This is a genomic window from Glaciecola sp. XM2 (genome assembly GCF_018595715.1).
In the GTDB taxonomy this organism is placed as follows: Bacteria; Pseudomonadota; Gammaproteobacteria; order Enterobacterales; family Alteromonadaceae; genus Glaciecola.
In genome coordinates this window covers 100,455-124,576 of sequence record NZ_JAHEOJ010000026.1, presented here as the reverse complement: position 1 = coordinate 124,576, position 24,122 = coordinate 100,455, and the positions used below count along the sequence as shown (strand labels likewise).

General features: G+C 45.2%; 21 protein-coding genes and 1 tRNA gene. 16 read left to right on the top strand and 6 right to left on the bottom strand.

Annotated elements, in window-relative coordinates; translation table 11 throughout:
* Positions 1 to 3 precede the first annotated feature (3 nt).
* Complete coding sequence (locus tag KJ365_RS14145) at positions 4 to 780, bottom strand: SDR family NAD(P)-dependent oxidoreductase (RefSeq protein WP_214452329.1); 777 nt, start codon at positions 778 to 780, stop codon at positions 4 to 6.
* Between the two features lie 147 nt (positions 781 to 927).
* Complete coding sequence (gene yhbY, locus KJ365_RS14140) at positions 928 to 1,224, bottom strand: ribosome assembly RNA-binding protein YhbY (protein ID WP_214452328.1); 297 nt, start codon at positions 1,222 to 1,224, stop codon at positions 928 to 930.
* 439 nt (positions 1,225 to 1,663) lie between these two features.
* Here yhbY and ftsH point away from each other — a divergent pair, with 439 nt between their 5' ends.
* From ftsH to KJ365_RS14100, 8 genes are all read left to right on the top strand, one after another.
* Positions 1,664 to 3,589 (top strand): ATP-dependent zinc metalloprotease FtsH, encoded by a 1,926-nt coding sequence (gene ftsH / locus KJ365_RS14135; RefSeq protein ID WP_214452327.1) that lies wholly within the window; start codon positions 1,664 to 1,666, stop codon positions 3,587 to 3,589.
* A gap of 147 nt (positions 3,590 to 3,736) precedes the next feature.
* A complete protein-coding gene (gene folP / locus KJ365_RS14130) occupies positions 3,737 to 4,573 on the top strand; it encodes a dihydropteroate synthase (protein ID WP_214452445.1) in 837 nt (278 codons plus the stop codon).
* Between the two features lie 11 nt (positions 4,574 to 4,584).
* Positions 4,585 to 5,928: a phosphoglucosamine mutase gene (gene glmM, locus KJ365_RS14125; RefSeq protein WP_214452326.1), complete on the top strand. Its 1,344-nt coding sequence runs from the start codon at positions 4,585 to 4,587 to the stop codon at positions 5,926 to 5,928.
* 93 nt (positions 5,929 to 6,021) lie between these two features.
* Positions 6,022 to 6,759: a triose-phosphate isomerase gene (tpiA, locus tag KJ365_RS14120; protein ID WP_214452325.1), complete on the top strand. Its 738-nt coding sequence runs from the start codon at positions 6,022 to 6,024 to the stop codon at positions 6,757 to 6,759.
* An 11-nt stretch (positions 6,760 to 6,770) separates the two neighbouring features.
* Positions 6,771 to 7,160 (top strand): preprotein translocase subunit SecG, encoded by a 390-nt coding sequence (secG, locus tag KJ365_RS14115; RefSeq protein WP_214452324.1) that lies wholly within the window; start codon positions 6,771 to 6,773, stop codon positions 7,158 to 7,160.
* Between the two features lie 10 nt (positions 7,161 to 7,170).
* A tRNA-Leu gene (locus KJ365_RS14110) sits at positions 7,171 to 7,256 on the top strand.
* A gap of 118 nt (positions 7,257 to 7,374) precedes the next feature.
* Positions 7,375 to 7,842 carry a Cys-tRNA(Pro) deacylase gene (gene ybaK, locus KJ365_RS14105; RefSeq protein ID WP_214452323.1) on the top strand — a complete coding sequence of 156 codons (468 nt, stop codon included), beginning with the start codon at positions 7,375 to 7,377 and terminating at the stop codon, positions 7,840 to 7,842.
* 6 nt (positions 7,843 to 7,848) lie between these two features.
* Entirely contained in the window at positions 7,849 to 8,277 is a 429-nt protein-coding gene (locus KJ365_RS14100) for a ribosomal maturation YjgA family protein (RefSeq protein ID WP_214452322.1), read from the top strand.
* 95 nt (positions 8,278 to 8,372) lie between these two features.
* Here the strand turns inward: KJ365_RS14100 and KJ365_RS14095 are convergent, their stop codons facing one another.
* On the bottom strand, positions 8,373 to 8,711 hold the full coding sequence (locus KJ365_RS14095; RefSeq protein ID WP_214452321.1) for an HPF/RaiA family ribosome-associated protein: 339 nt from the start codon (positions 8,709 to 8,711) through the stop codon (positions 8,373 to 8,375).
* A 173-nt stretch (positions 8,712 to 8,884) separates the two neighbouring features.
* Between KJ365_RS14095 and nhaR the strand changes: the two genes are divergently transcribed.
* Positions 8,885 to 9,787, top strand: a complete 903-nt coding sequence (nhaR, locus tag KJ365_RS14090) for a transcriptional activator NhaR (RefSeq protein ID WP_214452320.1) — start codon at positions 8,885 to 8,887, stop codon at positions 9,785 to 9,787.
* A gap of 19 nt (positions 9,788 to 9,806) precedes the next feature.
* Here nhaR and KJ365_RS14085 read toward each other — a convergent pair whose 3' ends face one another.
* The gene (locus KJ365_RS14085) at positions 9,807 to 10,175 is read right to left on the bottom strand and encodes a hypothetical protein (RefSeq protein WP_214452319.1); all 369 of its coding nucleotides are present in this window, start codon (positions 10,173 to 10,175) and stop codon (positions 9,807 to 9,809) included.
* A 334-nt stretch (positions 10,176 to 10,509) separates the two neighbouring features.
* On the opposite strand from KJ365_RS14085, the gene pnp reads away from it, so the two are divergent.
* The 4 genes from pnp (at position 10,510) to KJ365_RS14065 (ending at position 15,638) form a co-directional block, all read left to right on the top strand.
* On the top strand, positions 10,510 to 12,636 hold the full coding sequence (gene pnp / locus KJ365_RS14080; RefSeq protein WP_214452318.1) for a polyribonucleotide nucleotidyltransferase: 2,127 nt from the start codon (positions 10,510 to 10,512) through the stop codon (positions 12,634 to 12,636).
* 82 nt (positions 12,637 to 12,718) lie between these two features.
* On the top strand, positions 12,719 to 13,012 hold the full coding sequence (locus KJ365_RS14075) for a DUF1244 domain-containing protein (protein WP_214452317.1): 294 nt from the start codon (positions 12,719 to 12,721) through the stop codon (positions 13,010 to 13,012).
* A 134-nt stretch (positions 13,013 to 13,146) separates the two neighbouring features.
* On the top strand, positions 13,147 to 14,034 hold the full coding sequence (nlpI, locus tag KJ365_RS14070; RefSeq protein WP_214452316.1) for a lipoprotein NlpI: 888 nt from the start codon (positions 13,147 to 13,149) through the stop codon (positions 14,032 to 14,034).
* A gap of 62 nt (positions 14,035 to 14,096) precedes the next feature.
* Positions 14,097 to 15,638, top strand: coding sequence for an SEL1-like repeat protein (locus KJ365_RS14065; RefSeq protein ID WP_214452315.1), 1,542 nt, complete (start codon positions 14,097 to 14,099; stop codon positions 15,636 to 15,638).
* Here the strand turns inward: KJ365_RS14065 and cysZ are convergent.
* Positions 15,559 to 16,332, bottom strand: a complete 774-nt coding sequence (cysZ, locus tag KJ365_RS14060) for a sulfate transporter CysZ (RefSeq protein ID WP_214452314.1) — start codon at positions 16,330 to 16,332, stop codon at positions 15,559 to 15,561. The two genes, KJ365_RS14065 and cysZ, sit on opposite strands and share 80 nt — an antisense overlap.
* Before the next feature lie 155 nt (positions 16,333 to 16,487).
* Here cysZ and smc point away from each other — a divergent pair, with 155 nt between their 5' ends.
* From smc to ligA, 3 genes are read left to right on the top strand one after another with little or no spacing between them, the layout of a single operon-like run.
* Positions 16,488 to 19,949, top strand: a complete 3,462-nt coding sequence (gene smc, locus KJ365_RS14055) for a chromosome segregation protein SMC (RefSeq protein WP_214452313.1) — start codon at positions 16,488 to 16,490, stop codon at positions 19,947 to 19,949.
* A 24-nt stretch (positions 19,950 to 19,973) separates the two neighbouring features.
* Positions 19,974 to 21,458, top strand: coding sequence for a cell division protein ZipA (gene zipA, locus KJ365_RS14050; protein ID WP_214452312.1), 1,485 nt, complete (start codon positions 19,974 to 19,976; stop codon positions 21,456 to 21,458).
* 10 nt (positions 21,459 to 21,468) lie between these two features.
* Positions 21,469 to 23,490: an NAD-dependent DNA ligase LigA gene (gene ligA / locus KJ365_RS14045; RefSeq protein WP_214452311.1), complete on the top strand. Its 2,022-nt coding sequence runs from the start codon at positions 21,469 to 21,471 to the stop codon at positions 23,488 to 23,490.
* 93 nt (positions 23,491 to 23,583) lie between these two features.
* On the opposite strand, the gene KJ365_RS14040 is transcribed toward ligA, so the two are convergent.
* Positions 23,584 to 24,111 (bottom strand): DUF2062 domain-containing protein, encoded by a 528-nt coding sequence (locus tag KJ365_RS14040; RefSeq protein WP_214452310.1) that lies wholly within the window; start codon positions 24,109 to 24,111, stop codon positions 23,584 to 23,586.
* Between the last annotated feature and the right edge of the window lie 11 nt (positions 24,112 to 24,122).

The following is a 24,122-nucleotide window of genomic DNA, read 5'->3' as shown; positions in this document are numbered from 1 at the left end:
GGTTTACTTAGGCGGCATCCTTAAAGCGCCGTCTAAGCGAACGGTTTCGCCATTTAGGTACTTGTTGTCGTACATGTGCAATACCAGCTTTGCGAATTCTTCTGGTAAGCCTAAGCGTTTTGGAAATTGCACATTGGCCGTTAACGCATGTTGGACATTTTCAGGCATGGCTAAAAGCATAGGGGTGCCCATCACGCCTGGTGCAATAGTATTTACCCGAATACCCAATGGCGCTAAATCGCGCGCCATGGGCAGACAAAGACCGATGATCCCGCCTTTACTCGCCGCATATGCAGTTTGTCCAATTTGTCCTTCATAACCGGCAACTGATGCGGTATTTATAATAAGCCCGCGCTCCGCTGCTTCACCAAGGGCTTCGTTTTTCGCAAAGTAACTTGCCGCCACTCGTGACACGTTGAATGTGCCAATAAGATTAATATTAATCGTTTTTGCAAAATCGCCTAAAGGCATCGCATCGCCGTCTCTGTTGAGTATGCGTTTGGCGGGTGCGACGCCAGCGCAATTGACACATAGGCGAATGTTGGAATGCTCTGCAAATGCAGTGCTCAGAGCCTCTTCTACCGCTGCATCGCTAGTCACATCGACCTGCAAAAAAGAGCAGCTATCAGCGCCATGTTCAGCGATTCGCTCTTGCGCTGCCTCAGCGTTCATATCTAACATAATGACGTGCCAATTCGCTGCAATAAGTGCTTTAGTGGTGGCATGGCCAAGGCCAGAGCACCCGCCGGTTACGATGGCAGTGTTTTGAGTATTATTCATTACGACTCCTAATTACGGATAAAAAACAATGTGGCGCTAGATGCCAGTGCGTTTGATGAGCAGTGCATACGTATTAAATGCCATATGAGATTCTTGCGTACAAAAAAGCATCGAAAAGCCTAGCTCGCTTGTGGCGAGAGTGCAGGCTTATTTGCGCGGAAGCGTGATTTTTTGCTCTTCGCTTGGTTTATATAACACCAAGACATGTCCGATGGTTTGTACTTTATGGGCAGAAGTTTCACCAACAATGGCATCCATGATCAGCGTTTTTTCTTGGCGATCATCAGAAGGTACCTTCACCTTGATAAGTTCATGATGTGCAAGCGCGTTTTCGATTTCTGCGACGACGCCCTCAGTGAGGCCATTTTGACCCAGTTGCACAACAGGCTTAAGTGGGTGTGCGAGGCCTTTGAGATATTGATTTTGTTTCGTTGTTAAATGCATTTACCAAACTAATATGTAAAAAGTTATTTGTCGCTTTCACAGAAAGCGACCTTGAATTTCTGCATTCTACCTCTACTTAGTAACTATTGCGACATTTGCACACCATAAATCGTCAACAATGTAGCGGGTGTGTAAAAAAGCGTTAAATATGCACAACTTAATGGGTGGACGGTTTTTTTTACACGGTAATAAATAAAACCCAATAAGCAACAAAATTGAATGACCATTATTTGAATCACGCGCGTAAGCAATTATGAAAAGTAAATAAGGCCTGAAAAATAATGGTGGTGGATGGAAACTAAATCGCCGCATAACACGTCCTAAGTGGCGAAACCGAATAAAGTATAGTAGTCTTACTTGCAGGCCCTAATAGGATTATCGCCTGCATCCAAATTTTTAAATTGAGCTTATTGATTAGAGGTAAGTAGCGTTGAGCGACATGGCAAAAAATCTCATCCTGTGGTTATTCATCGCAGTTGTGTTAATGATGGTGTTCAAGAATTTTTCTGGACAAGAAACGGTTCGTGCACAGACTGATTACACCACATTCGTTAAAGAAGTAGAGCGCGGCGATATTCGCGAAGTCACTGTCAATGGCAGTGAAATTAAGGGTGTCAGACGTAATGGTGAACCTTTCGTAACATACATGCCGGCCCCAGACCCTCAGCTTATGTCAGATTTGATTAAGCAAGACGTGAGAGCATTTGGTCAGCCACCAGAGCAAACTAACTGGTTAGCGCAAATATTCATTTCTTGGTTCCCTATGTTGCTTCTGATTGGTGTATGGATATTCTTCATGCGTCAAATGCAAGGTGGTGGTGGCCGCGGTGCGATGTCATTCGGCAAGAGCAAAGCGCGCCTGTTAGGTGAAGACCAAATAAAAACAACATTCGCAGACGTTGCCGGCTGTGATGAAGCGAAAGAAGACGTTACTGAATTAGTGGACTTCTTACGCGACCCAACGAAGTTCCAAAAGCTTGGCGGTAAAATCCCGAAAGGCGTATTAATGGTAGGGCCTCCAGGGACCGGTAAGACCTTACTTGCAAAAGCGATTGCGGGTGAAGCAAAAGTACCTTTCTTTACTATTTCTGGCTCAGACTTTGTCGAAATGTTTGTTGGTGTAGGTGCATCGCGCGTTCGTGACATGTTTGAGCAAGCCAAGAAATCTTCTCCTTGTATCATCTTTATTGATGAAATTGACGCCGTTGGCCGTCAGCGCGGCGCCGGTCTAGGCGGTGGTCATGATGAGCGAGAGCAAACGCTTAACCAAATGTTAGTAGAAATGGACGGGTTTGAAGGTCACGAAGGAATTATTGTTATTGCGGCAACTAACCGTCCCGACGTACTTGACCCTGCCTTACTTCGTCCTGGTCGTTTTGACCGTCAGGTAGTCGTAGGTCTTCCAGATATCCGTGGTCGTGAACAAATTCTTAAAGTGCACATGCGTAAAGTGCCTTTAGGTGATGACGTAGACGCTGCTGTAATCGCTCGCGGTACGCCAGGATTTTCTGGTGCAGATTTGGCTAACCTTGTTAACGAAGCTGCTTTGTTTGCGGCACGTTCAAATCGTCGCGTAGTGTCAATGGAAGAGTTTGATTCTGCAAAAGACAAAATCATGATGGGCGCAGAGCGCAAATCTATGGTCATGAGTGAGAAAGAGAAAACCATGACGGCGTATCACGAAGCAGGACATGCTATTGTTGGTCGTCTTGTGCCTGAGCATGACCCGGTTTACAAGGTCTCTATCATTCCGCGCGGCAGAGCATTAGGTGTGACCATGTACCTGCCTGAACAAGATCGTGTTAGCTACACCAAACAACATCTCGAAAGTATGATTTCAAGCCTTTACGGCGGTCGATTAGCCGAAGAGATAATCTACGGTGAAGATATGGTCACAACTGGCGCGTCAAATGATATTGAGCGTGCCACTGATATAGCGAAGAAAATGGTAACCCAATGGGGCCTTTCAACTAAGTTGGGCGCTCAGCTTTATGCTGAAGAAGAGGGCGAAGTGTTCCTAGGGCGCTCTGTAAGCAAGTCTGCAAGTGTGTCAGATGAAACAGCTCGTGCTATTGACCAAGAAATCAAAGCTTTGATTGACCGCAACTATCAACGTGCTGAAAAGATATTGCGTGACAACATCGACATTCTGCATTCAATGAAAGATTGTTTGATGAAGTACGAAACTATCGATGCTCGCCAAATTGATGATTTGATGGCGCGTAGAGAAGTTCGTCAGCCAGCGGATTGGGATAAGCATGACAAGTCGGATTCTGACACGCCAACGGGCGGGGCCAAGCTTGATGTAGGTCGCCAAGACGAGCCTAAAGACGACGGTGCAGGGGAAACTAATCCTTCATCGTAAGCAAATACGTACGAAAAAACACCGGCTTATGCCGGTGTTTTTGTTTATGCTCAAGTGCACAAATTTTGGGCGCTAATACCTGAACATTTCTTTTAAATTGCGTTATTATGCGTGGTCCTGTGCGGGTAAAAGGCATGAATTATTATGATGACGTTTAGAAATAAAAAAGTCGTGTTCGACGCGCCAAAAGTGATGGGCATTTTAAATGTCACCCCCGACTCATTTTCAGATGGCGGTAAATTTGACAATATAGACTCTGCAATCAGTCAATGTGCATTTATGTGCGAGCAAGGCGCGACCTTCATCGATGTAGGCGGCGAATCTACGCGTCCTGGTGCGACACCGGTGGGTGAGGACGAAGAGTTATCTCGCGTCATTCCGGTAATTGACGCAATTTCAAAACGTTTCGATGTCATCATTTCAGTCGATACTAGCAAAGCAACCGTCATGTCAGAAGCTGCTGCCCATGGCGCAGGATTGATTAACGATGTTCGCGCGCTATCGCAGCCAGGTGCACTAGAAACTGCGGCAGAATTGGCGGCTAAGCACAATATTCCAAGCTGCATTATGCATATGCAAGGCACACCTTTGACCATGCAAAATGGACCTCAGTATGATTCGGTTGTCGATGAGGTAGTGGAGTTCTTTCGCCAGCAGTTAGAGCGTTTAACGCATGCTGGTTTTCACTATAAGCAAATCATGCTGGATCCGGGTTTTGGTTTTGGTAAGACCCTCGATCATAATTATCAAATGCTCAAACACTTTATTCGGTTTACCGAGTTTGACTTACCCGTCATGGCAGGCATGTCACGAAAGTCGATGATAGGTGACTTACTAAATAAAAAAGTAGATGATAGGATCGCAGGCGACGTTTGCGTTAATACCCTTGCGTCTATGTCAGGTGCGAGTGTGCTTAGAGTACATGATGTAAAAGAGGCCATGGATGTGGTCAAAATTATCGAAAAAATTAATCAAGTAGCATAAAAGGAACATCAATGTCAGCAAGACAATATTTTGGTACAGATGGAATTCGTGGCAAGGTTGGCGAAAGTGTTATCAACCCTGAGTTTGTCACAAAATTAGGTTGGGCAGCAGGGAAAGTCTTAGCAGGGAGCGGCACCAACAAAGTATTGATTGGCAAAGACACGCGTATCAGTGGTTATATGCTTGAATCTTCTCTAGAGGCCGGTCTGTCTGCAGCGGGCATTAATATTGGTCTACTCGGCCCCATGCCAACGCCTGCGATTGCCTATCTTACCAAAACCTTTCGTTCTGAAGCGGGCATTGTGATCAGTGCCTCACATAATCCCTATTATGATAACGGCATTAAGTTTTTCTCTGCCCAAGGGCAAAAGCTCGATGACGATATCGAGCTGGCGATTGAGCAGCAAATGCAGCAGCCAATGACCTGTGTGCAGAGCGATAAGTTAGGAAAAGCAAGCCGAGTAAGTGATGCTGCAGGTCGTTACATTGAGTATTGCAAGGGCACCTTTCCTACAGATCTTTCTCTTAAAGGGCTAAAAATTGTCGTTGATTGTGCACATGGCGCCACTTATCACATTGCGCCGAGTGTGCTAAGCGAGCTAGGTGCAAATGTAATTGAAATTGGCACTTCGCCAGATGGCATCAACATTAATCATCAAGTGGGTGCAACCTCTCTTCGTAACTGTATTGAGGCAGTAAAAGAGCACTCAGCCGATTTTGGTTTTGCGCTAGATGGCGATGGCGACCGGATTATGATGGTTGACGAGCACGGACAGGTGATTGATGGTGACCAAATCATCTTCATTATTGCGCGCGACGCACTCAAGTCAGGTATTTTAAAAGGCGGCGTTGTAGGCACCAAAATGTCGAACTTGGGTATGGAGCTTGGTTTAGAACAATTAGGCATTCCGTTCGCCCGCGCGAACGTGGGTGACCGCTATGTATTTGAGCTACTCAGTAGAAACGGCTGGTCAATAGGCGGTGAAAGCTCGGGCCACGTGTTGAATTTAAACTATGCGTCTACCGGTGATGGCATTGTTGCCGGTTTGCAAGTTGTTGCGGCGATGCTCAGAGCACAAATGACATTGAGCGAGTTAGCGTCTGGCTTTATTAAATTCCCACAGCGTTTGATTAACGTGAAGTATCAGGCGGGGGCATCAGATCCATTGCAGGCTCAGTCAGTTATAAATGCGGTAAAGACCGCAGAAAACGCAATGGGCAATACCGGAAGAGTGCTGCTTAGAAAAAGTGGTACAGAGCCATTGATCCGCGTTATGGTCGAAGCACAAGAAAGAGAAATATCTGATCAATGGGCAAACGCTATCGCTGATGAAGTGAAAGCACTAGACATTTAGCATAAAATATTCGTCAACTTGCTTGTATAATTTGCTGTGGTTGGTTAATATCAGCGCCGCTTTTGAGCAAGGGGCACGCAAGGAGTTCAAGGTATGAGTGAAGTGCGCAGAAAGTTGGTTGCAGGTAATTGGAAAATGAATGGCGACCGAGCATTACTCAACACGTTTATAGAACAGCTTAATGTCCCTCAAAGCGCTGATGTTCTGCTTTGTTTGCCCTATCCATACCTTGGGTTAGCGTCACAAAACAAGTTCTCAATAGGTGCGCAAGATTGCAGTGAGCATGAAAAAGGTGCTCACACCGGAGATGTATCTCTGCAGATGTTGCAAGACTTATCGGTTGAATATGTGATTATTGGTCACTCAGAACGTCGACAAGATCATAATGAAAGCAATGCAGTCGTGGCAAAAAAGATGGCCAATGCATTGAGTTCTAATATTAAGCCTATACTTTGTATTGGTGAACCCTTAGAGGTAAGGGAAAACGGTGACGTGTTTGCTTACGTGCAAGCACAGCTAGATGCAGTGTTAGCGCAATGTGGTGATGCCTTTTTTGAAAAGCTGACTACGATTGCTTACGAGCCCATTTGGGCAATAGGCACGGGCAAAACAGCAACACCGGAGCAAGCACAAGAGGTACACGGTTTTATTCGTGAATACCTAACGCAAAAAAACGCTAAAGCGTCGCAAATGCGATTGTTATATGGCGGTAGTTTAAATGCATCAAATGCAACGGCATTGCTTGCACAGAAAGATATAGACGGCGGCCTAATTGGGGGCGCTAGTTTGAAAATTGACGATTTTAACGTAATTTGCCAAGCGGCAAGTTAAGAGGAAATAACATGATTTATGAAGTTTTATTAGTGGCGTACTTGATTGTGGCACTGTTGTTGATTGGTTTTGTACTGATTCAACAGGGCAAGGGCGCAGATATGGGTGCTTCATTCGGTGCTGGTGGTTCAAACACCGTATTTGGTTCTAGCGGCTCGGGTAACTTCATGACGCGCACCACGGCTATTTTAGCCACATGTTTTTTCTTGATAAGCCTTATCATTGGTAGCATCTCTGCTAACCGTGGTGATGAAGTAGACGAGTTTCAGAATATCGATATTCCATTAGAGCAGGTCGTGCCGGTTGCACCGCCAGTGCCTAATGAATCAGATATTCCAGGGACTGAAGTTCAGCCTATTCAAGCTGAAGATGATCAGGTAGAGTCTGATATCCCTAATTAATGACAAATACGCGGAAGTGGTGGAATTGGTAGACACGCCATCTTGAGGGGGTGGTGAGCTATGCTCGTGCGGGTTCAAGTCCCGCTTTCCGCACCAATTAAAAAGAGGTAAGCTAGTGGCTTACCTCTTTTTTTATGTGCCAAGGACGGTGTTAGCGACATCCGTGCAACGCACAAGTCACGTTAGTTCATGTTACTTGCAAAAAGCGGAGATTATGACTCCAGGTATCATAAGCGTTAAAAAACACAAAATCGAATATAAGGTGCACGAGTATGAACACGATGATTCGATTGATTCATATGGGCAAGAGGCGTCTGATAAGCTTGGCGTGTCTGCCATTAGAGTCTTTAAGACACTAGTGGTTTCTCTAGACTCTCATGAGCTGATTGTCGCCGTAGTGCCCGTTGCATGTATGTTAAGCATGAAGCATCTGGCTAAAGTAGTTGGCGCAAAAAAAGCAGTCATGGCCGATAAAGCCTTGGTAGAACGAACAACGGGATATGTATTGGGAGGCGTAAGCCCCTTAGGACAGAAAAAGCGCCTCAGAACGATTGTTGATGCAAGCGCACAAAGCTTCGAAACCATATATGTAAGTGCTGGTCGAAGGGGACTAGAAATAGAACTTAGGCCCAGTGATCTTGTGAATATCACCGGTGCAGTGTATGGCAAAATTGGACGATAATGTAGTGTGTTTCGCAAACCACGCTTAAAAGAGGGAAAGGCAATCAACATTCGTGCATCTATCATTTATAGCTTAGCCATTGGTATCACCATCCTTTTGGGTTTGCTGTCACGTAGCAGTTTTGTCGCACCTTCAAGCTTTGTTCATCTATACGTTGGGGATGCACTTTGGGCTTGTTTAATCTATTGGGGTGTTTGCTTTTTAAGGCCATCTCTGCAAGTAGCTGCTCAAGCACTGTTTGCCTTGGTTTTTTGCTTTTGTATCGAATTTTCACAGCTCTATCAGGCCCAATGGATCAATGATATCCGCCATACAACCCTTGGCGGACTAATATTAGGGTTCGGCTTTAAAGTTAGCGATTTATTTGCCTATTTGATTGGCGTATTGCTTGGGGCCTATCTGAACATCTGCTTGGTCAAGAAGCAGTTAGGCTAGGTATGGTGAGAAGCGGCGAGCACGATCTGACGTTGTTAGCGTTTAAAAAGGAGTATTTTAAATAGGAGTATAGGTGTGAAAAGTCGCTAAGTCGCTTAGGTACGCGTCGTCATACTCGAGCCTAATCGAGGGCCGCGATGATGGCGAAGATGCCTTTCTATGGAGCGTTTTGAACGTTGAAGGGCTTGTGTGAAAGCCAATTCGACACTTTTTGCGTCATCCCTGATGTCAATTTTATAGCCTGATTGCAGCTTAAGAGTGATTTCACAGTGTATTGCCGATTGCTTCATATCGGCCGAACCAGCACTGAAAGCAATGTTGCTTTGCGCAATGAGACTAGCGAATCTAGACAAGCTAAGACCCAAGCGAGTCTCAATCATCTCGTGCTCACTTTCTTTTAATCTTAGGTTTGTTACATCTAACGTGTAATTCATATCGCTATCAGGTTTCTTTTTCTAACCTTTTAACAATATCAATAAAAAGTGAACGATTAAATTCGAATATATGTATAAAGAGTATTCGGAAAAACTGAGCTATTTGAGTGGCAAGGTTTGTTTACCGACCCACACAACAATCGTCTGATGAGCATGAAGGTAGAATAATAAGCATGGCGGAAAATTTAAATTATAAACATCTCCACTATTTTTGGGTTGTGGCGACTGAAGGTAGTATTGCCCGCGCGGCAGATAAGCTTTTCATTACACCTCAGACTATTAGTGGCCAGCTCAGTATGCTTGAAGAACGCATTGGGCAGCCTTTGTTCGACAGAGTAGGGCGACGTTTACGACTCACAGAAACCGGCAGGTTGGTGCTCAGATACGCCGATGATATTTTTGAGCTAGGCAAGGAGTTAACCGATGTGTTGCGCGGTGCGCCATTAGTTGGAACATCAGAATTTATTGTCAGTGCAGCCAGTGCGCTACCTAAAACCATTGTCTATAAGATTTTAGAGCCGGCGTTAATGTTGTCGCAAGACGTCAGCATGATGTGCAAAGAAGGGCCTGTAGAGGCCATTTTAGGCGAACTTGCAGTGCATGAAGTGGATATGGTGTTAACCGATACGCCGCTTTCCAGCGCATTTAGCGTCAAAGCATATAATCACTATTTAGGACAATCCGATTTGTCATTTTTTGCGGCTCCAAGTCTGGCGGCAAAATTGTCAGGTCCTTTCCCCGCCTGCTTAAACGAGGCGCCGGTCTTGTTACCAACAAAACAATACGCAATTCGGCAACTGTTTGATAAGTGGTGCCATGACTCCAATATTTACCCAATTATTAAAGGGCAGTACGACGACAGTGCGTTGATGAAGTCTTTTGGTAAAGCGGGTTTTGGGGTGTTTTTCATGCCAAGCATTATTGAGGATGAAGTAAAAGAGACTTTTGGATTGGAGATAATTGGGCGTTTATCGGATATCAAACAGAAGTTTTATGCGATATCCGCCGAGCGTAAGGTTAGTCACCCCGCCGTGGCTGCAATATGCAGCACCGCCAGAGACGTTATCTTCAAATAAACCAGCGCTATATTAGTGCCTATGCTAGCGTAGGTGCTTTCCCTTTATTTTTAGCCTTATCAATTTCATGCAACTGCGCGATGCATTGGTGTTCTTGGCTGTTGCATTTGACGCGATGTTTTAATTCTAAAAATTCATTTTTAGACAGACCGCTTAGCCATTCCATGTAAAAAAGCGAGGCTCGTTGTCGGCGTTTGATTCTACAAGCAATCAAAAAGGCGGCAATACCGGCAAACACTAACAGGCTTGCAAAGGCGGTTGGGGCATTAATGTGCCCTAACAGACTCGCGGTGCTCACTAAAATAAAGCTTGAGCATGAAATATATAACAGCAAATATTCCACCGCGCACGGCTGCACTCTAAAATCGTCAACTCGTTTAAATGTCATCTTCTATACTCCGTCAGAAGTTAAACCAATATAAATGGCCCTCTGACTGCTTAAAATTCGACCTTGGTAGCTCATACTATCGGCTTATTTGCGTGCTGATTGTGCACGTGTTGCCATACATAGGTATGAGTACCTTCGGGTAACTTACGCATTTGCTCATTGATAATCACAGCGTTGCAATTGTTCTGCCAGCTTGTGAAATACAATGTGAATCGCGCTTTATAAATTGTTTTTAAAGGAATTAATCGCTCAGTCATAGTATTAGTGAGCAGATGCGGCTATACTATGCGCGCGATAATAAGCGTAAAAATAATGATTAATTAAAGGATAGAGTGTGACTCCTATTACAAAAACTTTTCAGTATGGTCAGCATACTGTCACCCTAGAAACTGGCGTAATCGCTAGACAAGCAACCGCAGCCGTAATGGCTAGCATGGACGACACGGCAGTATTAGTCACTGTTGTGGGTAAAAAAGAAGCGAATCCAGACCAAAGTTTCTTTCCATTAACGGTAAATTACCAAGAAAAAACTTACGCAGCAGGTAAAATTCCTGGTGGGTTTTTCAAACGCGAAGGACGTCCTTCAGAGAGCGAAACCTTAACTTCGCGTCTTATCGACAGACCCATTCGCCCATTGTTTCCTGATGGCTTCATGAACGAAGTACAAATTATCATCACTGTTGTATCTGCTAACCCAGATATCCCAACGGATATAATTTCTCTTATCGGCACATCTGCCGCACTTGCAATCTCAGGTATTCCGTTTAACGGTCCTGTTGGTGCAGCGCGTGTGGGTTATACCGACAATCAATACATTTTAAACACGCGTGTATCTGAGCAAGAAAACAGCCAGTTAGATCTCGTAGTAGCAGGTACTGAAAGTGCTGTACTAATGGTTGAGTCTGAAGCGGATATTTTGTCTGAAGATGTGATGCTTGGTGCAGTCATGTACGGCCATGAGCAATCTCAGACTGTGATTAATGCAGTAAAAGAGTTCGCAGCTGAAGTAAATACCCCATCTTGGAATTGGGTTGCTCCAGAAGAAAACACTGCACTTAAAGACAAAGTCAAAGAAGCAGCGCTGGAAGGCATGTTAGCGGCTTATCAAATATCAGATAAGCTAGAGCGTAAAGATGCGGTAAATGCAGTCACTGAAAAAACGATTGCTGATTTAGTTGCTGCAGATGAAACTCTCGATGCCAAAGAAATTAGCAATTTATGCCACGACCTAGAAAGTGACGCGGTGCGTTCACGTATTTTAGCGGGCGAAAAGCGTATTGACGGACGCGATCCACAAACTATTCGTGCTTTAGACATGGCAACAGGTTTATTACCAAGAACTCACGGCTCTGCTGTGTTTACGCGTGGTGAGACCCAAGCCATTGTGGTTGCAACCTTAGGTACTGAACGTGATGCACAGATGATTGATGCATTAGGTGGCCGTGAAGATAGCCGCTTTATGTTGCATTACAACTTCCCTCCATACTGTGTAGGTGAAACCGGTTTTGTAGGTTCTCCTAAGCGTCGTGAAATTGGTCACGGTCGTTTAGCTAAGCGCGGTATTCAAGCGGTTATGCCTTCTGCTGAAGAATTCCCGTACGTTGTGCGCGTAGTATCAGAGATCACCGAATCAAACGGTTCATCATCAATGGCGTCTGTGTGCGGTACGTCACTTGCTCTTATGGATGCGGGTGTACCCATTAAAGCTTCTGTTGCGGGTATCGCGATGGGTTTGGTGAAATCTGACGAGAACTTTGTTGTACTTTCAGACATTCTAGGTGATGAAGATCACTTAGGTGACATGGACTTTAAAGTAGCGGGTACTACCAACGGTATCACTGCACTTCAAATGGACATAAAAATTGAAGGTATCACGCAAGAAATCATGCAAATTGCACTTAAGCAAGCAAAAGAAGCTCGTTTGCATATTCTAGGTGTAATGGACCAAGCGATTTCTGGTCACCGTGACGAAATGTCTGAGTATGCACCGCGTATTTACACCATGAAAGTGGACCAAGACAAAATCCGTGACGTGATTGGTAAAGGCGGTGCGACTATCCGCTCTATTACTGAGCTATCTGATACCAACATCGAAATTGAAGACGACGGTACAATCAAAATCTTCGCAACCGAAAAAACCAAAGCTGACGTGGCCATTGACCGCATCAAGCAGGTTACCGCAGAAATCGAAGTAGGCACAACTTACCACGGTAAGGTTATGCGTATCGTTGATTTTGGTGCATTCGTTGAAGTGCTTCCTGGTAAAGAAGGTTTGGTTCACATTTCACAAATCGCTCATGAGCGCGTGAATAAAGTAACTGACCACTTAACAGAAGGCCAAATGGTTGATGTGAAGGTCATGGAAATCGATCGTCAAAACCGCGTGCGTTTAAGCATGAAAGAGTTACTTGAAAAGCCAAAAGCGCCAGAAGCTGACGGTAATGCAAGTGACGCTGAATAAGCGGCAAAATAACTGAAAAAAGGAGCTATATGCTCCTTTTTTTATCATTAGTTTTTGACTATTACACAAGAGATAAAAAGAAATGGATAAGAAGACTCAAACAGAACTAGAAGCAGCAGCATTTAGACGTTTACTAAAACACTTAGACGACAATAAAGATGTGCAAAACATCGACTTAATGATTGTGGCCGATTTTTGTAGAAACTGTTTATCAAAATGGTATCTCGCTGCAGCTCAGGAGCAAGGCGTTGAGCTGACTGATGAGCAAGCGCGCGAATACGTATATAAAATGCCTTACAGTGAATGGAAAGCGAATCATCAAACCCCTGCGACAGAAGAGCAAAAAGCCAAGTTTAGTGCACGCCAAAAAGCGTGATTATTAGCTCTTTTTGAAGCTGTGCACTATCCAAAATTACGGATTTTGAGTACACTTTACACCGTGGTAGGAAACTTACTCGGCTCCTTAAGTTCTTAATAGGGCGTTGTGAAAAGTAAAAAGGAGTGATTACATTGCTTAAAGCCAAGCGAATTCGGCTATATTTTGTTTTGCTTATGGTTGCCCTCTCAAGTGGGTGCACCACAACCTCACGCTCGCCCTCTGTAAACTCGTTATTGCTTGCAGAGCCAGAGCCGGTGAGCCAGCGTTCGCAAATGGTAATTGCACGATATACGCACATCTTGTACGAGGCAGCGCTGAGTGATGCCGAACGCGCGGAACTCTTGTTTCAACGCGGTATCGCATATGATTCTCTTGGCCTAAGTAGCCTAGCACAACGAGATTACACCGAAACCTTGCGATTAAAGCCCGACATGGCCGAAGCGTATAACTCTGTTGGCGTGCATTACACCCAACAAGGTCAGTTTATTCGTGCTTACGAAGCTTTTGACTCAACCTTAGAAATTAATCCTGATTATCATTTTGCCATTCTTAACCGCGGGATCGCGCTGTATTATGGTGGTCGAAGTGATTTAGCATCACTTGATACGCAGGTGTTTCTTGATCAAGAGCCCAGCGACCCTATTCGAGCGTTATGGCACTTTATTGCTTCACGCCAAACGAATGAAGTGCGTGCGCTAGAGCAACTTCGTACCAACCGCCAACAGCTCGATGATCAGCGTTGGGCAACCACAATGGTTGATTTTTACTTAGGCGAGAGCACCGAAGCAGGCGTGGTAGCTGCATTGATAAGTGATGTGCGCTCTCAAACGGAGTTAAATAATCGATTATGTGAGGCCTACTTTTATTTAGGCAAATATCACGCAGCTAAGGGCAATAACACCACCGCCGCCAACTATTTTAAACTCTCATTGAGCACCAATGTGCATGAATATGTTGAGCATAAGTTCTCTCGTGTAGAACTGGCCAATATTCGTGCATCTGAGCGCGCAGTAAACTGATTGTCGATGCATTAATGGGTTATGTAATCAAGCTGACGGTAGTTATATGTATTTGTTTTGGCATGTATGCAAGCAGCAATTACAATCCTGAGCATCTCCGTGCGTTTGCTCAAGCACAAAACAATCCCCTCTCAAAAGCAGTTTTGTTGTATCGAGCAGCTGCTATTTCTAATGAGGCAGCGCGCCAACAGTTATTGTTCCTTGCGAAGGCGTCGGATTCATCGTACTGGCTAAAACAACTTACCCAGATAGGTGACGCAGAAGCGGCATATGAGCTTGCTATGCGCACAGCCAGAGAGTCTGAGCAGCGCAGATGGTTTAGGTTTGCTGCGCAAAAGGGCGACCCCAAAAGTGCGTTTGAACTATCGTTGTTAGTAAGCGAAGGGCCGGAACAGTTTGAGTTAATTGAGTCCTCTGCTCAGCAGGGTTATCCGCCAGCGGTTATTACCTTCGCAAAATTTCATCATCAAAACTTAATTATGTCTTCTTCGGATGTGCAAGCGAATCGTGATAATGCGATTGAAGCTTTATATTGGCTCGATAAAGCCGCACATTTTGATCGACAAAGCGCGTTTAAGCTAGCAAAGCTGCATTGGCAGTTACAAGATAAAAGCGCCGCGTTAACGGCATTTGAAGTGTCTTACGAGATGGGTAACCCATTGGCTATCGACTATATCAATGTACTAAAAAACGTACCTCGAACCGAGGCTTCGTTAATGTATAGCGAGGCCCCAAAAAGCGAAATTGTAAGCGCAGTCGCTTTAAACAATCCTGCTCAATGTGCTCAACAATTACAATTTGTTGCCAGCGGACTCGATTCGGTGGTGCAAGCAACCTCCTTTGAAGCCTTGTTTGCGAATGACGCTCGTTTTGATACCTTAGACATATGTGTGAACCCAGTCGTTTGGCTTGAGCAAGATGAATTACCTTGTACACCCCAAGATGAGACCTCACGCAATGGTCGAATAAAATGCGATCTTTCACCATTGGCCGACATTCTCCAAACGCCTAATTTCACGCACCTTGTGGTGTTTGCTGAATCTGGTAGAGCCTATGTACAGCGTGGGGTCATGTATCTTGATAGAGCAGACGACTATTCGGTATTTGTGCATGAGTTAGCACACTTTGCTGGGTTTGTTGATGAATATGCTTTATCTAGCGGCTTTGCAGAGCAGCATTGCGAGGCATCGAACGCGCCAAATATCATGATTGCCACAGCGCTAGACGGAATGGATACAGAAAAATTGGCGCAATGGGAACAGCTGAGCCATAGCGCCCAGGCTGATGATATAGAAGAGGCTCAAAGCATTACGTTTTCTGTAGCACCGAGTAAAACGTGTCGATATGCTAGCAACGATAGTTATAAGCCAAGTGCCGACATTACGTTTTTAGAGCATCACGATACCGATTATATTCCGCCACTGTATATTGCCTTATGGCAGCAAGAACTCGATAGAACAGCGAATCATAAGGCGGTCGCTCAGGAGTTTCTGCATCTTGCTAAGCGCAATCAGCAAAGAAGCGCTATCGCCCACTGGCAGACATATCAAGTTGCTTTTGAGACAGCGCTTGCTCCCGCAGCTGCTCAGTCCACATTGCCGTAGCACCGCATATTGCTACTGGCATCACAATAAAGTTAACAATCGGAATTAACGAAAACAGATTCACCATTAGGCCAAACCCAAAGCAATCTCCTTTGTGATTAAGAAGTTGCCGGCGCATAGGTTGAAAACCAATTTTATGATTGTCGAACGGGTAGTCACAATACTGAATAGCCATCATCCAAGCGTTAAACATAAACCATAAAACCTGTCCGATGACGGGTAAAATAAAAAATAGAATCAAAAAGCCTAGCGCTCGGGGAATGAAGTAGACAAGTTTAGATACCTCTCTGCCTAAGGTGCGTGGAATATCTTTGAACACGTCAAGTAGCCCTTCATCACCCAAGTCTTGCTGTAATAAATGTCGTTCTACCTTTTCAGATAACAAACCGTTAAATGGCGCACCAATCCAATTTGCTAAAGTGCCAAAAATTAGCGCAAATACCAAAAGTACGGTAATCACCGCAATAGGCCATAATATATAGACAAGGCCGTCTTTTATCACGCCAAGAAAATCCGGTATCCAAGCAATGATATAGTCCACACCGGCTTGAATGTAATCTAGAATAAAATAAAACGCGACCGAAAACAGGATGACGTTAATGACTAAGGGTACTAACACAAAGCGCTTAAGCCCTTTTGTACGAATTAGCTCAAAGCCCTGAAAAAAATAACTCGTGCCACCACGTTCTTGCATATAACCTCCTGTATTGAGATTGGTATTATATGGCATGATAAGGAAAAAGATATTTTCAATTGTTACGAAGTTTTTCTATTATGGAATATACGCCAATCACACAGTAAACTGTGGTGTAAGGGTGTTATTAGCTCAAAGACAATTATAAGAAGAAAATGCGCTTAAAGAAGATTCGCCTAGCAGGATTTAAATCCTTTGTTGACCCAACCAATATCCCTTTCCCTGGGGATATGACGGCGGTTGTGGGTCCAAATGGCTGCGGAAAATCAAATGTGATTGATGCGGTTCGCTGGGTATTGGGCGAAAGCTCTGCTAAAAATCTGCGCGGCGACGCCATGACCGACGTGATCTTCAATGGCTCAAACGCCAGAAAGCCGGTCTCCCAGTGCTCGGTAGAGCTGGTGTTTGACAATAGCTCTGGACGTATTGGCGGTGAATACGCCAACTATAATGAATTATCGGTTAAGCGTGTGGTCACCAAAGATGCTGTATCGAGCTACTTGTTAAACGGTGCTAAGTGTCGCCGCCGCGACATTACTGACCTATTTTTAGGGACGGGTTTAGGACCGAGAAGCTACGCGATTATCGAGCAGGGTATGATCTCAAAACTGATTGAGTCAAAGCCCCAAGAACTGCGCGTTTTCATCGAAGAAGCGGCGGGCATTTCCAAGTATAAAGAGCGTCGCAAAGAAACCCTTAATCGAATTTCTCACACCAAAGACAACTTAGATCGCCTCGATGATGTGCGCCAAGCCATTGGCGAGCAGCTTGCTAAGTTAAAGCGTCAAGCCGCTGCGGCAACCCGTTATAAAGCCTTAAAGCAAGAAGAGCGCACCTTAAAAGCGCAGGTTGCCAGTATTAGATGGCTAGCACAGTCGGCATTGTTGAGTGAGTCAGACAAGCGGGTAAGTGAGTTTCGCCAGGAGCTTGAGAGTCTTGTGGCAGGTAAACAGGGCGATGAGTCAGGTATACAGGCGCTTAAAAACGACCAGTCCATCACCAAACAGCAGCTAAGTGACGTTCAGCAGCATATTTATCAGTTAGGTAACGACATCACTAAGTTAGAGCAATCGCAGCTGTTCGCCAAAAAACGCGCCGGTCAAATTGATGCTGAAATACTCAGTTTACATCAGCAGACCAAGCAGGTTGAATCTGCCATGCGAGAGATTGACGATGAGCTTAGTGTATTAGACGAGCAAATCAATCAGCTGGCGCCTGAAAAGGACGTTCTCGAAGAGCAATTACATGAATTAGAAGACCGCCATGCAGCGCTTCAAGATAAGCAAACACAAGTATTAATGACTGCCAAGCAGACTGAAGACCGTTTTTATCGCCAGAAACAGGACTTACAGCAAAAACATGGTCAACTGCAGCAGACCTTAAGTCTGCAAGAGCGAACTGAGGGGCGCATTGAGGAGTTAAAACGCGAGTTAGAAGAATTTGCCATGATTGGCGGTGAAGATATTTTGCGCATCCAAGAGCAGATTGAGCAGTTATGTAAACAACAGAGCGCTGCCAGTGAGCTTTGCAATCAACTTAATGTTAGCGTAAAGACCATAAGTGATGAGGTGACTCAAGCGTCTGAAGCCGTAAAATCTGCCGAAAGCCACTGCATCAATTTAAGCGCTGAACAAAACGCATTGGCGGCATTACAGCAAAGTGACACTCAAAAACCTCCTTCGTTTTTAAGCGGCAGTGAGCACAAGCCGGCATGGCAGGTATTTACAGTTCCAAGTGGTTATGAAAAAGTGCTGGAAGCGGCTTTGAGTATATATCCTAACGCTTTGGTCGGCGCAAATATCGATCATGCACAGATGCTAAGTGAAAATGAAGCACCTGGCGTACCGATTATGTTAGAGACTCGCTTTAGTGAACAAAAGCGTGAAAACACCTTAGCAACATTAGTCCACAACGAACGCCTGCCGCACTATTTCAATCAAATAATCATTGCCCAGAACCGTGATGAGGCAACGCAAATGCTCATTGATCTTCCGCCTGAATGGATGGTCATTACCCGCAATGGTGAAAGGTTTGCCAGAGATGTTTATGTATCTGATGCGCTACAAGCTGACAGTAAAGTATTACGCAAAGCAAGATTAGATGCGCTGACAGATGAGATATCCATGGCAACTTCAGCACTTGAAGAGGCAAGCGAAGTGCACGCTGAGCTAATGAATCAGTTGAAAGCGCAGCAAGAGCAACAGGTTGTGGCGCAAACGCAGTTAGGTGCGCTACAGAGCGAAAAAGGCTTGTTTGAGCGCGACCTCGAAAACCTACAGAAGATGCAGGCTCAGCAGGCGCAGCGTCAGCAAAAAGTCAATGAAGAGCTTGTTAAACAAACGCAGATTTTAGAGCAAGAGCACATGAGCCTAGAGATGCTCAGTGAAGAAATTGAAGGTCTGAGCATCGATTTAGCCGAGGTAGAGGCCGAAAAACTCGCTGCAGAAGCCGACAAGCAAGGTATTATGATTCAGCTTCAAGGCTTGCAATCGCAAGTGCAGCAGGCGCAACAGCAATTGCACAAGCAGGTGCTGTTGAGTCAAAATTTACAGAACAGCCATCAAATTCTGGTTCAGCAAAAAAAGAACAAGCAAATGCAGGTATCTGATTATCAGGAGAAAGAGCTCTTGCTCCAAGATGAAGCTGAAACCTTATCTATGCCAAGTGCCCAGCAACAACAAAAGTTGCAAGACATGCTCACTGAAAAAGCTAGCTTAGGCGAGCGCCAGCAGTCACTTCAGCATGCACTCGATACCATCGATGAGAAGCTTTTGGACATGGAAAAAGGGCAACTGGGTATTAATGAAAAAATTGATGCCATTAAACAAAAAATCGAAAGCGAAAGACTCAGTGCACAAACCGCTAAAGTAAAGGCGCAAACCTTTGTCGAGCAACTGAGCCAAATGCAGCAAAATATAAAAGAGGTGCTAGAAAATTTACCTGAAGATGCGAAAGAGGGTGATTATCAGTCGCAGCTTGATAAAACCTCAGCTGATTTAGGCAGATTAGGTGCAGTCAACTTAGCCGCGGTGGAAGAATACGAAGAGCAGTCGGTTAGAAAGGCACATCTTGACAGTCAAAACGAAGACTTAACTCAGGCGCTAGAAACCCTCGAAAACGCCATGCGTAAGATAGATAAAGAAACGCGAACACGCTTTAAAGAAACCTTTGATCAAGTCAACGACGATCTTAAAACCTTATTTCCGAAGGTATTTGGCGGCGGCTCTGCCTATTTAGCATTGACCGACGATGACTTGCTAGAAACCGGTGTAACCATTATGGCCAGACCACCAGGCAAGAAAAATAGTACCATTCACCTATTATCAGGTGGTGAAAAGGCGTTAACCGCATTATCATTAGTGTTTGCGATATTTAGACTGAATCCATCGCCGTTTTGCTTGCTCGATGAAGTTGATGCACCATTAGATGATGCAAACGTTGGACGTTTCTGTAAACTGGTATCAGAAATGTCTAAAACCGTACAGTTTATTTATATAACACATAATAAAGTAGCGATGGAGATGGCGACCCATTTAACCGGTGTCACTATGGCGGAACCTGGCGTATCGAGAATGGTCTCAGTCGATATGGAAGAAGCGCTAGCTATTGCTGAATAACAAAAAATAGACAACAGGATTGTAATGCAAGACGAACTCCGTATTACCCTTTTTGCGATTGGCACGGCCTTTATTATAGGCATTTTGTTGCATGGCGCTTGGACGATTCGTAAGAATAAAAAGCTTACTAAGCCGAACAGCTTTCAGCCCCGTCATTCAGAGCCAAAATTCGAACGCGAGCGTTTCGAGAGCTATGAAGATGACGAGGATGATGACGATTACTACGACGACGTTGGCGTAAGTCAGGCGCGTGTAATAAGTGTCTCTGACACAAATAGAACCACAAGCGCTGTTGATGAAGATAAGCCGTCACCAACAAAAGCGTCTACCCCGCCAACTGAAGAGGTAGCGTTTGATGAGGCTGAGATACTTGAGCCCGTGCTAGGCGATGATGCCAATGAGCAGCGTACTAAAGGTGATATCCACTTAAATGACGACGTGGTCAGTGTAGCTGAACCTCCCGATGTAGAAGACAACACCGAGCGTAAGCCGGTGCTTAGTGTTGTTGAGGATGCGGCGATATCACCAGCGTCAAATCCTCAAAAGCAAGGCGTGGATGCACCCATTTATTCTGGGGTTGTCACCCAACCAAAGCCTGAATTCACACGTCCTGCAAGATCTACAGATGCGTCTGAACCCTTGCCAGAGCCACCGGGCTTTTTATTGAAAAAATCAGATGGGGCTGAAGCGAAAACATTATCAGATGAGGCTGAAGCGCCTGCGCACGACACCAAGCCTTCAATTGAGCGAGCAAAGCCCGCCCCCGATTTTTCGTTAGATGTACAAGATGGCCCTAAAAAGCCCCCGACGATGTCCAAAGAAAATGATGAGGGCCAGGCTCCCAAGGGGGTCGAAAAGGAGCTAAGCTTTGCTGAGCAGGCCAAACGCTTTGTGCGTCGAAACAGAAAAACGGTCGCAGAAAAGATTCGTAAAGAACCCCAAGTACGTGGCTCTGCCAAAGCATCAGATGATCAAATGCGCATTGATTTTGAACCCACTGATCCAGAGCTAGCTAGCAAAAGCGGGCGCATTGAACCAAGCTCGGTAGATGCACCTAAGAGCAATGACAAGGATGCTTCGCAGCCAACAGACGTGTTGGTGTTGAATATCAAAGCCAACGCCGAAAATCCTATCAATGGGGCTGCGTTGTTGCCTATGTTGTTGACCCTAGGCTTTAAATTTGGTGAGCACGATATCTTTCATCGTCATGTCAATACCAACGGCAAGGGGCCAATTTTATTTAGCCTGACTAACCTGTTTAAACCTGGTGTGTTTGATATCGATAATATGGAAACCTTTACCACACAGGGCGTATCGTTATTTATGATGTTGCCGATTGAGGGAGAGGCGCAGCAGGTCTTTAATATGATGCATAACGCCGCGCGAAAAATTGCCGAAGAGTTTGATTGTAAAGTCTTAGATGGCAATAAAGTGCTGCTTTCCAAACAAAGCCTTCAACAATACAGTGAGCGTATTCGCGAGTTTGAGCGTCGCCGCCTTACCAGATAGTAGTTAATTTATGTCAGACAACCCTGCTAAGCAGCATAACGAGTTAAAACAGCAGCTCGAGAACTATGCGTATCAATATTATGTGCTCGACGATCCGAGTGTGCCGGATATTCAATATGATAGGTTGATGCAGTCTTTGATTGCACTCGAGCGGCAGTATCCAGAGCTGAAAACCCCAGACTCCCCATCGCAAAAGGTCGGCGGTGCAGTGCTCAGCAAGTTCGACAGTATTGTTCACGAAATGCCGATGCTCAGTTTAGATAATGGCTTTGAAGATGCTGATCTTGTGAGTTTTGAACAGCGCATTTTAGATAGGTTAAACCTTGACGCAGAAGTTGAGTTTGCTTGCGAGCCTAAGCTTGACGGCTTGGCCGCTTCGATTATGTATGCTGACGGAATATTGAGTTTTGCTGCAACACGCGGAGATGGACAGACCGGTGAGGATATTACCGTTAATGTAAAAACCATCGCCAATGTGCCGTTAAGATTAGTAGGAGAGGATTTACCTCAGCGGCTTGAAGTACGCGGTGAGGTGTTTATGCCCAAACAGGGCTTTGAGGCGCTTAATCAGGCTCAACGAGACAAGGGCGCAAAGCCATTTGTGAACCCGCGTAACGCGGCAGCAGGCAGTTTGCGCCAGCTTGACTCTAGCATTACGGCAAGTCGTCCCTTGCGTTTTTATGCATATTCGGTGGGCATATTAGAGGGCGGTGCAATATCTGCCTTACAGACCCACTCACAACGTTTGGAAAGCCTTGGCAAGATGGGCTTGCCTCTTTGTAAAGAGACCGCTGTCGTAACCGGCGCACAGGCGTGTATTGCGTATTTCAATAAAATAGGCGAAATGCGAGACTCGCTCAGTTACGACATAGATGGTGTGGTGTTTAAAACCAACAGCCTAGCGTTGCAATCACGGTTAGGCTTTGTCTCAAAAGCCCCTCGCTGGGCGCTTGCACAAAAGTTTCCGGCGCAAGAAGAAATGACTATATTGCGAGCCATTGAGTTTCAAGTGGGACGAACAGGAGCGGTAACGCCCGTTGCACGTTTAGAGCCAGTGTTTGTTGGCGGCGTAACGGTCTCTAATGCTACCTTGCATAACCAAGATGAAATGCAGCGCTTAGGCGTGATGATTGGTGATACGGTGATTATTCGAAGAGCAGGTGACGTTATACCTCAAGTGGTTTCAGTCGTGCTCGATAAACGCCCTGACGATGCCAAACAAATAGAATTCCCATCCCATTGTCCGGTGTGTGACTCTCATGTTGAAAAGCCTCATGGCGAGGCCGTTGCTCGATGCAGCGGCGGCTTAGTGTGCCCAGCTCAACGCAAAGAGGCCATTAAACACTTCGCCTCTCGTAAAGCGATGGACGTAGACGGTTTGGGAGACAAACTGGTTGAACAGTTAGTCGAACAAGGCTTGATTTCTCATCCCGCAGATTTGTTTCATCTTTCGCTACCCCAGCTAACTGCGTTGGAGCGTTTTGGAGACAAGTCGGCGGTCAATCTATTACGTGCTCTTGATGATGCAAAAAATACTACGCTTGCCAAGTTTTTATATGCGCTAGGCATTCGTGAAGTCGGTGAGGCTACCGCCCGCAATTTAGCCATGCATTTTTTGACCCTAGACAACTTATTGCAAGCCGATATTGAGGCCTTGCTTGAAGTACAAGATGTGGGCGAAATTGTTGCCAGTCATATTCATGAGTTTTTGCACGAACAAGCCAATCTTGCGGTCATCCAAAAGTTAAGGGATGCAGGGGTTAACTGGCCAGATATAGAGTTAGCTTCACCCGATGAGCAACCCTTTGTGGGCAAAACCGTAGTGTTAACCGGCACGCTGTCGCAAATGGGAAGAAGCGAAGCAAAGGCCAAACTGCAAGACCTTGGTGCTAAAGTTTCAGGTAGCGTGTCGGCTAAAACCGACTTGTTAATAGCCGGAGAAAAAGCAGGCTCTAAGTTGGCAAAAGCGGCTGAACTTGGCATTGAAACGTGGGATGAGCAGGCGTTTGTGGATTATCTAGCCACTTTGTAGGAGTATGTGAGGTGTTTTTCCTCAATCTTAGAGGGTAAATACTTATCTATGCCTTGTGATTTCAATCATGGTGTTCCCTTGTCGAAGCGCGTGTTATTGGTCTTTAAACTCAATGGCACCGCGACGTTTACGCCAAGCCTTGCTCACTGACCAACGCCAAACCCAATCTAGCCCAAAGTACCCAATTAATCCCGCAACCACAGAGCAAATCAAACACCCCAATAAAAATGCAGGGCCTTTTGTGCCAATCGAGTCAATAAGCCATGCCCAACTTAACTCAAAAGAAAACGGCGACATTTCAGTACCAAGTACAGTACTACCAACCAAATAAGCACCGTAAAATAATGGCGGCATAGTAAAGGGATTAGATATCCAACATGTCACGATGGATAAAGGTAGGTTGACGCGAAGTGGGATAGCGACAGCTGCTGATAACACCATTTGAAATGGAACAGGCCAAAATGCAAAAAACAATCCAAGGCCAAAGGCACCTTTTGCTGAGCGGCGGTTTAAATGCCATAAGTTAGGATCATGCAAGAGCGCGCCAAACATGCGTAATGACCTGGTCTCTTTCACTTTCTTATGATCCGGCAAAAGCCGTTGAATAAACTTTCTTGGCATATCAGTACGTT

What these genes read in the sequence shown, in the direction of transcription:
- KJ365_RS14065 (WP_214452315.1), top strand. Translation starts at nt 14,097, where the DNA reads ATGTATGCAAGCAGCAATTACAATCCTGAGCATCTCCGTGCGTTTGCT.
- nhaR (WP_214452320.1), top strand. Translation starts at nt 8,885, where the DNA reads ATGGCGGAAAATTTAAATTATAAACATCTCCACTATTTTTGGGTTGTG.
- KJ365_RS14085 (WP_214452319.1), bottom strand. Translation starts at nt 10,175, where the DNA reads ATGACATTTAAACGAGTTGACGATTTTAGAGTGCAGCCGTGCGCGGTG.
- KJ365_RS14075 (WP_214452317.1), top strand. Translation starts at nt 12,719, where the DNA reads ATGGATAAGAAGACTCAAACAGAACTAGAAGCAGCAGCATTTAGACGT.
- ligA (WP_214452311.1), top strand. Translation starts at nt 21,469, where the DNA reads ATGTCAGACAACCCTGCTAAGCAGCATAACGAGTTAAAACAGCAGCTC.
- ftsH (WP_214452327.1), top strand. Translation starts at nt 1,664, where the DNA reads ATGGCAAAAAATCTCATCCTGTGGTTATTCATCGCAGTTGTGTTAATG.
- yhbY (WP_214452328.1), bottom strand. Translation starts at nt 1,224, where the DNA reads ATGCATTTAACAACGAAACAAAATCAATATCTCAAAGGCCTCGCACAC.
- KJ365_RS14095 (WP_214452321.1), bottom strand. Translation starts at nt 8,711, where the DNA reads ATGAATTACACGTTAGATGTAACAAACCTAAGATTAAAAGAAAGTGAG.
- KJ365_RS14040 (WP_214452310.1), bottom strand. Translation starts at nt 24,111, where the DNA reads ATGCCAAGAAAGTTTATTCAACGGCTTTTGCCGGATCATAAGAAAGTG.
- tpiA (WP_214452325.1), top strand. Translation starts at nt 6,022, where the DNA reads ATGAGTGAAGTGCGCAGAAAGTTGGTTGCAGGTAATTGGAAAATGAAT.
- ybaK (WP_214452323.1), top strand. Translation starts at nt 7,375, where the DNA reads ATGACTCCAGGTATCATAAGCGTTAAAAAACACAAAATCGAATATAAG.
- zipA (WP_214452312.1), top strand. Translation starts at nt 19,974, where the DNA reads ATGCAAGACGAACTCCGTATTACCCTTTTTGCGATTGGCACGGCCTTT.
- cysZ (WP_214452314.1), bottom strand. Translation starts at nt 16,332, where the DNA reads ATGCAAGAACGTGGTGGCACGAGTTATTTTTTTCAGGGCTTTGAGCTA.
- glmM (WP_214452326.1), top strand. Translation starts at nt 4,585, where the DNA reads ATGTCAGCAAGACAATATTTTGGTACAGATGGAATTCGTGGCAAGGTT.
- KJ365_RS14145 (WP_214452329.1), bottom strand. Translation starts at nt 780, where the DNA reads ATGAATAATACTCAAAACACTGCCATCGTAACCGGCGGGTGCTCTGGC.
- folP (WP_214452445.1), top strand. Translation starts at nt 3,737, where the DNA reads ATGACGTTTAGAAATAAAAAAGTCGTGTTCGACGCGCCAAAAGTGATG.
- smc (WP_214452313.1), top strand. Translation starts at nt 16,488, where the DNA reads ATGCGCTTAAAGAAGATTCGCCTAGCAGGATTTAAATCCTTTGTTGAC.
- secG (WP_214452324.1), top strand. Translation starts at nt 6,771, where the DNA reads ATGATTTATGAAGTTTTATTAGTGGCGTACTTGATTGTGGCACTGTTG.